The organism is Veillonella parvula (assembly GCF_018366295.1).
Lineage (GTDB): Bacteria > Bacillota > Negativicutes > Veillonellales > Veillonellaceae > Veillonella > Veillonella parvula_P.
The window spans coordinates 34,516-45,731 of the sequence record NZ_JAGZIJ010000006.1 but is presented as its reverse complement, the minus strand read 5'-3'; the positions used below and the strand labels follow the sequence as shown (position 1 = coordinate 45,731).

Genomic DNA, 11,216 nt, shown 5'->3' with positions numbered 1-11,216 from the left:
CACCGGTACGTATGCGTATTTAGTAATGTCGTTCAGACTGTAAGACTATTCAATCTCACTTGTTTCTGTGCTATACTGACAGTGTCATTTGAGAGGATATAGAACTCACAAGAAATCATTTTGAATTCATGGTTATCTAATGTGAAGTAGCTATATCAGGTACATATTTTCTGAAAAGAGGTTTTAACGATGGCAGACGCAAAAAACACTGTGTTATTCCCTTATGAAACACTAAAAAAATTGAGCATGGACGCTTTCCAAAAATTTGGTTTCTCCGAAAAAGAAGCTGACATCATCCAAGACGTACTTTTGACTTCTGACTTGTTCGGTATTCAAAGCCATGGTATGCAACGTATGGTTCGTTACCATAAAGGTATCACTAATGGCTTGATTAAAATCGACGCTAAACCTGAAATCGTAAAAGAAACTCCAATTTCTGCAGTTATCGACGGTCATGACGGCATGGGTCAATTATTGGGTCATAAAGCTATGGAAATGGCTATCGAAAAAGCTAAAAAATCCGGTGTTGGTATCGTATCCGTACGTAACTCCAACCACTACGGTATCGCCGGTTACTATGCTAAAATGGCATCCGACCAAGGCTTAATCGGTTTCTCTTGTACAAACTCCGAAGCAATCATGGTTCCTACATATGCTCGTAAAGCTATGCTTGGTTCTAACCCTATCGCTTGGACTGTACCAGCTGATCCTGTTGACTTCTTCTTCGATTGCTCCACTACAGTAGTAACTCGTGGTAAACTTGAAATGTACAATAAAATGGGCAAAGCTACTCCAGATGGTTGGGCTGTTAATAAAGACGGCGTTCCTTCCACTGATGCAGCTGAAGTATTGGGCAACATCTCCCGTCATGAAGGCGGCGGTATCCTTCCTTTAGGTGGTGCTACAGAAGTTCTTGGGGGCCACAAAGGTTATGGTAACGGCATGATTGCTGAATTATTCTCCTCTATCTTGTCCCAAGGTGGTACTTCCAACAAATGTATGGTTGGTGGTAAATCCAATATCTGCCACGGCTTCATGGCTATCAACCCTGAATTCTTCGGTGACCCTGCGGAAATCAAAAAACACTTCTCCCAATTCTTACAAGAATTACGTGAAGCACCTAAAGCTCAAGGTCAAGATCGTATCTATACTCATGGCGAAAAAGAACATGAATCCGTTGAAAAAGTTAAAGCTGAAGGCATCCCTGTACTTAACGGTACAATGCTTGAAGTTCAAGACCTTTGCAATGAATTAGGTCTAGACTTCAAATCCTACTTCGGCGATTATGTACCAGAAGCTCCTGCTACAATGTTCAAAGGTAACTACTAATACCTAAACTTAGTAATGGCCCTAACAAGGACTTGTAGTTAGTACAGAAGGGGACATAAACACTGTTTATGTCCCCTCTCTTATGTTTTTGACCTCATAGGCTATGAGGTTAAAAAATTTTATGTACTATATCAATTTTTATGATAAGTATATCTGTTATTTTATTGTAAGCTTTTATTTTAACTGAACTTTTACAAATTAACATCATAGCGATTTATTCATCAATTAAATTGATTAAACTACGTCGTCCTGTTGAGCATATATTTTTGTTTTACTTGAAAGGATGATCTTAGAAATGAGTGCTATCACCGTTCTATTAGCGCTATCTCCAATCATTTGGTTGATTGTAGCGTTATCCATCTTGAAATTACCTGCATGGCAAGCAACAAGTGTTGCTGCGATTGGTTCTTTCATTATCGCTATTACAGCATTCCAAGCTGACCCATTTATTATGGTCACTGGTGCCCTTGAAGGTGCCGCATTGGCAATCTGGCCAATCCTATTAGTTATTACAGCTGCTATCTTCGTTTATAACTTGGTAGTACATACGAAAGCAATGGAAACTATTAAAACCATGCTTTCTTCTGTAACATCTGATACTCGTGTACTTGCATTACTACTTGCATGGGGCTTTGGTGCCTTCATGGAAGGTATGGCTGGCTTCGGTACTGCCGTTGCAATTCCTGCAGCTATGATGGTTGCCGTAGGTTTTGACCCACTTAAATCTATCATCGCATGTCTCGTTGCAAACTCCGTACCAACAACATTTGGTTCTATCGGGATTCCAACAACTACATTGGCATCCTTAACAAACCTTGATCCAAGCCATTTAGGTACATTCATTTCCGTACAATTGTTCTTGCTTAACCTTATCGCTCCATTCTTTGTTGTTATGATTATTGGTGGCGGTATTAAAGCGTTAAAAGGCGTATTCCTTGTAACATTGCTTTCTGGTTTAGCATTAGCAGTTCCTGAAACTGTAATCAACGCTGTAATGGGTCCAGAATTATCCGTAATTTCTGCATCCATCGTTATCATGGCAGTTATCATTGGTTGTGCAAAAATCATGCCTCCTAATGATCCTAAATACGCAGTTAAACAAACTGGCGAAGTCCCTAAAGTTTCTGGTGGCGAAGGCCTTGTAGCTGCAATGCCATTCATCTTAATCTTCGTATTATTGTTATTAACTTCTAAATTGTTCCCTGCAATTAATGGTCCTCTTGCGTCCATTAAAACATCTGTACCTATTTATCAAGGTGCCGGTGCAAAACCTTACACATTCGTATGGATTGCAACTCCTGGTATTATGATATTTATCGCTGGTATTGTTGGTGGTTTCATCCAAAAAGCAAAAGCTGGCGAAATCTTCGGTACATTGGGTAGCACAGTTAAAAACTTGAAATTCACATACCTTACAATCATCACAGTTGTTATGACAGCTAAATTGATGACTTACTCTGGTATGACTGCAGATATTGCAAAAGCAATGGTTGCTGGTACAGGTACATTGTACCCTCTATTCGCACCTATCGTAGGTGCGTTAGGTGCCTTCTTGACTGGTTCTGGTACAAACTCCAACGTATTGTTTGGCCCACTTCAAATTGCTGCAGCCCAAGGCTTAGATCCTACAAACTTCGAAGACCTTGGTTTCTGGTTGGCAGCAGTTAACTCCGGTGCAGCTGGTATCGGCAAAATGTTGTCCCCACAATCCATCGCGATTTCTATTGGTGCCGTAGGGCCTGCTTTGAAAGCATACCTAGAAAACCACAAAGAAATCAGTGCTGAAGAAGCTCATAAACTAGAACATGAAATCGAAGCAAGCGTTATCATGAACAGTGCCTTCAAATACTTCATTGTATTTATCGTAATGCACGGTTGTATTTCCTTCTTCGGTCAACATTTCATCCATGAAATTCACCACTTTTTCTTCTAAGAACTGGTAACAAAAAAAGAACAGCTCTTCACGAGCTGTTCTTTTTTGTTGCCACATATGAGAATACTACATATAACATGGTTTAATGATATTGCTTCTACAGATGAAACCGTAGCTGTCCCGATTACTACTATTGCAGCTAACACAAAACCTTTTAGTTAATATTTCATATAATTCTCCCATCGCCAATAAACACATTGATATTTTTAGATATAATTAATATACTAATTGTAATCTATAAATAGAGATATAGCAAACTCAATATTTCATATAGATATTTTTTCTCAATCATGGTAAAATACATCGTATCAAATAGAAAAAATTAAATGCAGTCTGCGAAGTGCGATTCGCAGACTTTTATTTTTCTCACTTTAGTATAGGAGGGTTTTATGACTCAAGAAAATTCTGCTAAGGTCTCTTTCATCTTAGTAGTATTCCTTTGTCTGTTGACAGCCATCACACCACTTGCAACAGATTTATATTTACCAGCATTACCAATTATGCCTAGTGAACTAAATACATCTGCATCAAATATTCAAATGACCATTGGTGTGATGACTTTTGGTGTTGCATTAGGTCAATTATTTGGAGGTCCTATTAGTGATACTATGGGCCGCAAGTTGCCTCTTATAACAGGCAACTTACTTTGCGTTATCTCTAGCATAATCTGTGCTTATGCACCAAGCATTGAAATACTTTTACTCGGAAGATTTCTACAAGGTTTAACAGGATCTGTGGGCGTTGTAATTGCTAAGGCCATCGCTCGAGATTTTGCATTTGGTCAAGAATTGACTAAACTCTTTGCATTGCTCATGATGGTTAACGGTTTGGCGCCAGTAATCGCTCCGCTCATCGGCGGTCAATTATTACTATTCACTACATGGCGCGTTATCTTCGTTATTTTAGCAATATTTTCTGCTATTCTATTAGCGGGATCTCTTCTCTTCCGTGAAAGCTTACCTAAAGAAAAACGCGTTACAGGTGGCGTTGCAACTGCTACAAAGAACTACATTACGCTTATTAAAGATAAGCGATTCCTTGGGCAAACACTAATCCAATTCTTTGCTTTTGGTGGATTCTTTGCGTATATCTCAGGTTCATCCTTTGTATACCAAAACATCTTCCAACTATCTGCACAAGAATTTAGCTATCTCTTTGGTATCAATAGCTGTGGTATTATCTTAGCTAGTGCCATAAGCGCTAGATTAAGTAATGTAATCACAGTTCGACAATTACTAACATTTGCCCTCTGGCAACTAACAATCGGCTCCTTGCTATTCTTAATAGCTATGCTTTTCGAATGGCCACTTATTCCTGTAACGGCCATTCTATTCTTTACCGTATGTACAGTATCCCTATTTGGCTCTGCCTCTTTCTCTATGGCAATGGCTAAATACGGTAAAATGGCTGGAAGTGCCTCTGCAGTACTTGGCTTTGCTAGCATGTTCTCTGCAGGAATCGTATCTCCATTAGTTGGTATTGGTGGGGAATATACGGGGATTCCCATGGGGATTACAATGCTAGTATGTGCAGCGCTTTCCTTATTGTGCCTATATAGTTTGGTAGAGAAAGAATAATCTCTTTTAAGCATTTGTGTGAGCCCTACAATGGGGCCCCTTTACAACAGCATATTTTAGTATATAAATAAGATACCCCTTTCCTTGCTCAGTACGGCGCTACGCTTCGTAAAATCGCTTTGGAAAGGGGTATCTTATTTATATTAACACTACCCGTAGAGACGTCCCATTGTAGGGCTAACAAACTATATCTAAAATATATTAATTCTTTCTTCCTACAACATTCTAAGCACAATAAAGGAACTCTCCTGTCCAACGGATTATGAGAAAAAGAGATGTGCCATAGGCACATCTCCTCTCCCTATCCACTGTACTAGTTATATATTTTCAATGGGACATCTTCATAACGGTTGTATATAGAAAAAAACACAGCCCTCTCCCCCCATCTCCGTTAGGTGTATTACTAATTTTTTGTAACTAATAAGATAACAAACTCGATGGAGCTATTAAAGATATAGTAGATTGGATTACTTACATTTTATAATGGGACGTCTTCATATCCAGGTGTATATAGAAAAGAATACAGCCCTCTCTGCAGCGATTTTACGGAACGTAGTAACGTACTGAGCCAAGAGAGGGCTGTATTTTTTCTATACTAGTAATATGCAGTTGTATTCGGGCCCCATTATAAAATGTAAGGGACCTTATCACTTATTTACAGTAGCTCCATCGAGTTACACAACTATTAGTTTAGCAAAAATTCGCAATACACTAACTACTTACTCGAACATTGTCGATAGTAGTAGTTTCAATCGGTTTGCTTGGTTCACCGCACTGGAGCCTGGATCGTAGTCGATAGCTGCAATTCGCACGTCTGGGTATGCAGCGGATAGTGTTTTTACCATGCCTTTACCTGTTACGTGGTTTGGTAAACATCCAAATGGTTGTAAACATACGATTTGTTTGGCCCCTTTTTCGATAAGGTCAATCATATCACCTGTGAGGAACCAACCTTCACCACATTGGTTACCAAGTCCGATGAATTGAGCTGCTTCTTTCGCTACTTCTGTCATACGTTGTAACGGGTCAAAGTGTTTTGACGCTGCTACGGCTTTTGCATATGGCAAGCGGTAGAGTTCAAGGGCTTCACGAGCCAATGTACCGAAGAAGCCAGATAGCCATGTACCATCAAGGTGTTTAGCACGGTATGTGCTATCCATTGCACAATACAAGAAGAAATCTAGCAAGCCAGATGTAACAACTTCGCCGCCTTCCTTTTCGATAAGCTCATTAATATGATTGTTAGCACTTGGATGGAATTTAACGTAAATTTCCCCTACGACACCAACACGAGGTTTTTGTACATCTTTATTAATTGGCAAGTTATCAAAATCATGGATGATTTCTTTGATGTACTTATTATATTGTCGAAGACTAGCAGATGTAATATTATCACGTAATTTTTTAATCCAGTAGTCACATAGTGCATCGGTAGAACCAGGATTTGTCTCGTATGGACGTGTGGCAAGAACACATTGCATGAGCGCATCACCGTATACAACGGCTTGAATCATGCGATGCAAGAAGCCTTTTGTCAACTTAAAGCCTGGTTGACGTTCCATATCACTCGCATTGAGAGATAGGATTGGTACTTGTTTCATACCCGCATCAATTAATGCTTTACGTAAGTAACCGATGTAGTTTGTAGCACGACACCCACCACCAGTTTGAGAGATGATAACAGCCGTCTTATCTACATCATATTTACCGGATAACAGTGCGGACATGAGCTGCCCTACAACGATAATCGCTGGGTAACATGCATCATTATTGATATATTTCAAGCCCACTTCAATATCATCGCGTGTTGGAGCTGGCAACATTTCAAAATTGTAACCTTCATGTTGAAGAACAGGCTCTAAAAGGCTGAAATGCAATGGTGACATTTGTGGCACCAAGATTTTATATGTCTTACGCATTTCTTCTGTGAAGACAACGCGATTGTAATCGTAAGTTGGTAATTTTTCTACCACTACTTCTTCCGGCGCCTCAGGATTATGATGACGACGCAAGCTACGTTCCATTACAGATTGTAAGGAACGCAAACGGATTGTCACGGCTCCAAGGTTTGTACCTTCATCGATTTTGAGCAAGGTATGGATTTTGTGATTTGCTGAAAGTATATCTTTTACCTGATCTGCTACGATGGAATCGAGGCCACAACCAAAGGAGTTAAGCTCTACAATTTGGAATCCTTCAGTTCTACTTACGAATTCAGCGGCACGATATAGGCGACTATGGTAGGACCATTGGTCTACAACACGTAAATGCTTGATTTCATTGCCTAATGGTGCAACGCCATCTTCTGTAAGAACAGCCATACCAAGAGATGTGATAAGTTCAGGAATACCGTGGTTAATACCGGAGTCCAAATGATATGGACGGCCAGCCAATACGATTGTAGGAATTTGTTCTACCACTAGGCGAGACACGGTTTTCTTTGTCGTTTCACGGTAAGACGCTTTACAGTTTTCCTGCTCTTCCCAAGCGAGGTCTACAGCCTTAGCAATATCCTTCTTCTTTAAGCCTAAGAAATCCAATGCTTTCACAAGGGCCAGAACAAGGGATTTTTTATCAGCTAGCGGCAAGAATGGTGTGTGGAACGGAGTATCGCCCAATACCTCTTGCATATTATTTTTGATAAGTTCTGGATAGGAAATAACCATTGGACAATGGTAATTATTGTCGCGGCTAAATTCCTTAGGGCCATGTTGAATACAAGGGTACCAAATAAAGTCTACCTGTGCATTCGCTAAATCGCGAATGTGACCATGAACAGCTTTTGCTGGATAGCAAGCCGTATCGGATGGGATCGTATCGATAGCCTTATTGTATTGATCCTTAGTCGTATAATCTGAAAGGATTACTTCATAACCCAAGCTATTGAAGAATGTAAACCAGAATGGGAAGTCCTCATACATGTTGAGAACGCGAGGAATCCCTACACGCATTTTGCCTTCAAACTCTGGAATGTTTTTCTTCAAGTAGTAATCAAAGTAACGACGTAATTTTACATCTACCAAGTTAGGAACTGGCTTACGTTTCTCTTGGATCATATCGCCAGCACCGCGATCACAACGGTTGCCCGTTACGTACGTACGACCATCGGAGAAGGCGTTGATAGTAAGCATGCAGTTATTTGGGCAAAGGCCACAATTGCGCATTGTCGTAGATACTTGTAAAGAATTAAGGCCTTCACTATCTAGCAATGTACTTTCACCCTTTTGCAACTCTTCCGCCGTTTCCGCGGCAAGAAGAGCCATACCGTATGCCCCCATCAAACCAGATACATCAGGGCGAATCACCTCTACGCCCATCAATTTCTCAAAGGCACGCAAAACAGATTCGTTATAGAACGTACCACCTTGTACAACGATATGATCGCCTAATTCTTTAGGGTCTTTCACCTTGAGAACCTTATAAAGGGCATTTTTAATTACAGAATAAGCAAGACCTGCCGCGATATCTTGTACCGTAGCACCTTCTTTTTGAGCCTGCTTAACCTTAGAGTTCATAAATACGGTACAACGAGAGCCTAAGTCGATTGGCATAGGTGCCAATAACCCTTCTTTTGCGAATTGATCGATTGGAATTCGTAGACCAGATGCAAATGTATCAATGAAAGAGCCGCAACCAGATGAGCAAGCTTCGTTCAACACGATATCTTCGATATACCCATCACGAACCTTACAGCATTTCATATCTTGACCGCCAATATCCAAAATAAAGGATACATCAGGACAGAAGAATCGAGCCGCACGATAATGAGCCATCGTTTCTACTTCGCCTATATCGATGCCGAGGGCGCGTTTAAGAAAGGCCTCACCGTAGCCGGTTACGCCAGAGTGTGCAATATAAGCACCTTTAGGCAATAATGTATAAATTTGCTCAATAATTTCACGAGATTTTTCTAATGGTTTACCATGGTTAGGACCATAGTGGGAGAAGATAATTTCCTTATTGCTATTAATGAGTACTACCTTTAGCGTAGTAGAACCAGCATCAATACCAAGATAGCAAGGACCTTGAGCATCCTCAATATTCGCTTTTGGCGTTACCGCCTTAGCGTGACGAGCACGAAATTCTTCTAATTCTTGTTCATTCTTAAATAGCGGATCGACACGGTCTGTAGCTTCCATAGGAATACCGATAAGTGCACCAATTTCCTTTGTCAATTGACCGACAGTGATCTCACGACACTCATCTTTCATCAATGCCGCCCCTAAAGCAATGAACAACTCACCATTCTCAGGGATAATGCGATGCGCTTCATCCAACTCTAAAGTATCGCAGAAGCATTGGCGCAACTCGGATAAGAATGTCAATGGACCGCCAAGGAATGCTACATTACCTTCGATTTTATGTCCGCATGCAAGGCCAGCAATCGTTTGGTTTACAATTGCTTGGAATACGGATTTTGCAATATTTTCATGAGATGCGCCTTGATTTAACAAAGCTTGTACATCTGTTTTAGCAAATACGCCACAACGTGCCGCAATTGGATAAATCGTATCAGCATTCATGGCTAATTGATTAAGACCAGATGCATCTGTCTGCAATAAGGTCGCCATTTGGTCGATAAAAGCACCCGTACCACCAGCACAGGAACCATTCATACGGTGTTCCGCAGTTTGACCTAAATACGTAACCTTCGCATCTTCACCACCAAGTTCGATGATAACGTCTGTCTCTGGATAGAGGGATTTTACAGCTCGCGTTTCAGCAATCACCTCTTGTACGAATGGGATGCGCACCTTTTCGGCCATAGCCATCCCACCAGAACCAGTAATACATACATGAACAAGAGCGTCTTCATGACCAACTTGAGCCTCTTGTAGCAAGGTATATACTGTGTCCAATATGTTTGCATAATGGCGTATGTACTTTTTATACAAATAATTATCGTGTTCGTCCAATAATACAACTTTAACCGTTGTAGACCCCACGTCAATCCCCATGCGTAGCATGTGCTGCATAAATACCTCTCTTTTTAACGACCGTATGACCACCTAAGTGACCATACTTATTTTTGTGAAAGTCTCACATGTAATATGTACAACATATATACTGTACTAAGCATCTAAAATAAAAATTAAATTAGATAAGGATATAATACTTTCACCAAAATATCTAAATTTTTAAATATCCTATCTTTATTATACAACAACAGCAGTTAAAATCTAAGTTATTTCTATATCTAAAATGTTATAGAAAATATGTTAAGATTTAAATTACAAAGTCATATATATAATAGGATGTAAAAAATATTATACCATTTTACAATGAAAAATAACGTAACTTTTGCAACATAACAGGACAAATCAAATATATTAACTGCATTAGACAATATGCAATAGATAAAAACTAACCCCCAAAATGGATTCCAATTTGGGGGTTAGTTCATAAGATAGTATATCTTATTCGTATCTATAAAGTTATGTCATGAGAGAGTATTGTATTAAATACATATATGTTATTAACGATCATTGATTAAAACGCTGGAATAATAGCCCCTTTGTAATGATCTTCGATGAACTTCTTAACTTCTGGAGATTGTAATGCTTTAGCTAATTTTTGAATAGCTGGTTTATTTTCATCACCAGGGTTTACGGAAAGAAGATTTGCATATGGAGAATCCGCTTTTTCTACGAATAAGCCATCTTTTGTAGGATTAAGACCTGCTGGCAATGCATAGTTAGCATTGATTACAGCTGCATCTAAGTCTTGAATGGAACGAGGAATTTGAGCTGCTTCCAACTCTGTAATTTGAATGTTTTTAGGGTTGCTAGTCACATCAAACGGTGTGTTAGTCAAACCAGTTGGGTCTTTCAATGTGACAAGACCTGCACTTTGCAACAAGAGAAGTGCACGAGCACTGTTTGTCGGGTCAGATGGAATCGCTACTTTTGCGCCATTAGGCAAATCTTTCAAATCTTTAATTTTTTGAGAGTAAATAGCTAATGGTTCGATGTGAACTGGTGCAAAGCTTACGAAGTTTGTACCATGATCTTTATTGAAGTTATTTTGGTAAGGCACGTTAGCAAAGAAGTTTGCATCTACTTCATGGCTAGATAATGCCATGTTTGGTTGAATGTAGTCTGTAAATTCAATGATTTGAAGATCTACACCTTCCTTAGCCAATAAAGGTTTAATTTGATTTAAGATCTCAGCATGAGGTACAGGGTTTGCTGCCACTTTTAACACCTCTGCTTTAGAACTACCAGCACTGCTGGAACTTGCGTCATTTGTGGAAGAACCACAACCACTAATCAATAAGGACGCGCCTAGTACGGCCGTCGCTGCTAATGCTAACCATTTTTTCATGTAATCCTCCTATCTACGATGAACACCTACATCTATTGACGAGGACTCATGCG

At 39.8% G+C, this 11,216-nt stretch carries 5 protein-coding genes; 3 read left to right on the top strand and 2 right to left on the bottom strand.

Features of this window, described 5'->3' with window-relative positions; genetic code table 11:
* Positions 1-189 precede the first annotated feature (189 nt).
* The 3 genes from KHY58_RS06495 to KHY58_RS06485 all read left to right on the top strand — a co-directional run bounded on the left by KHY58_RS06495 (position 190) and on the right by KHY58_RS06485 (position 4,839).
* On the top strand, positions 190-1,329 hold the full coding sequence (locus KHY58_RS06495) for an Ldh family oxidoreductase (RefSeq protein WP_004698291.1): 1,140 nt from the start codon (positions 190-192) through the stop codon (positions 1,327-1,329).
* Positions 1,330-1,624: 295 nt separating this feature from the next.
* Positions 1,625-3,262, top strand: coding sequence for an L-lactate permease (locus tag KHY58_RS06490; protein WP_008602367.1), 1,638 nt, complete (start codon positions 1,625-1,627; stop codon positions 3,260-3,262).
* Positions 3,263-3,651: 389 nt separating this feature from the next.
* Positions 3,652-4,839 (top strand): multidrug effflux MFS transporter, encoded by a 1,188-nt coding sequence (locus KHY58_RS06485; protein WP_278472592.1) that lies wholly within the window; start codon positions 3,652-3,654, stop codon positions 4,837-4,839.
* A gap of 719 nt (positions 4,840-5,558) precedes the next feature.
* Here KHY58_RS06485 and KHY58_RS06480 read toward each other — a convergent pair.
* Together KHY58_RS06480 and KHY58_RS06475 are read right to left on the bottom strand one after the other, a co-directional pair.
* Positions 5,559-9,815 carry a 2-hydroxyacyl-CoA dehydratase gene (locus KHY58_RS06480; protein WP_278472589.1) on the bottom strand — a complete coding sequence of 1,419 codons (4,257 nt, stop codon included), beginning with the start codon at positions 9,813-9,815 and terminating at the stop codon, positions 5,559-5,561.
* A 514-nt stretch (positions 9,816-10,329) separates the two neighbouring features.
* A complete protein-coding gene (locus KHY58_RS06475; protein ID WP_008714880.1) occupies positions 10,330-11,163 on the bottom strand; it encodes a MetQ/NlpA family ABC transporter substrate-binding protein in 834 nt (277 codons plus the stop codon).
* Positions 11,164-11,216 lie beyond the last annotated feature (53 nt).

Excerpts from the sequence above, each read along its gene's own strand:
- KHY58_RS06475 (WP_008714880.1), bottom strand. The coding sequence starts at position 11,163 with ATGAAAAAATGGTTAGCATTAGCAGCGACGGCCGTACTAGGCGCGTCC.
- KHY58_RS06490 (WP_008602367.1), top strand. The coding sequence starts at position 1,625 with ATGAGTGCTATCACCGTTCTATTAGCGCTATCTCCAATCATTTGGTTG.
- KHY58_RS06495 (WP_004698291.1), top strand. The coding sequence starts at position 190 with ATGGCAGACGCAAAAAACACTGTGTTATTCCCTTATGAAACACTAAAA.
- KHY58_RS06480 (WP_278472589.1), bottom strand. The coding sequence starts at position 9,815 with ATGCAGCACATGCTACGCATGGGGATTGACGTGGGGTCTACAACGGTT.
- KHY58_RS06485 (WP_278472592.1), top strand. The coding sequence starts at position 3,652 with ATGACTCAAGAAAATTCTGCTAAGGTCTCTTTCATCTTAGTAGTATTC.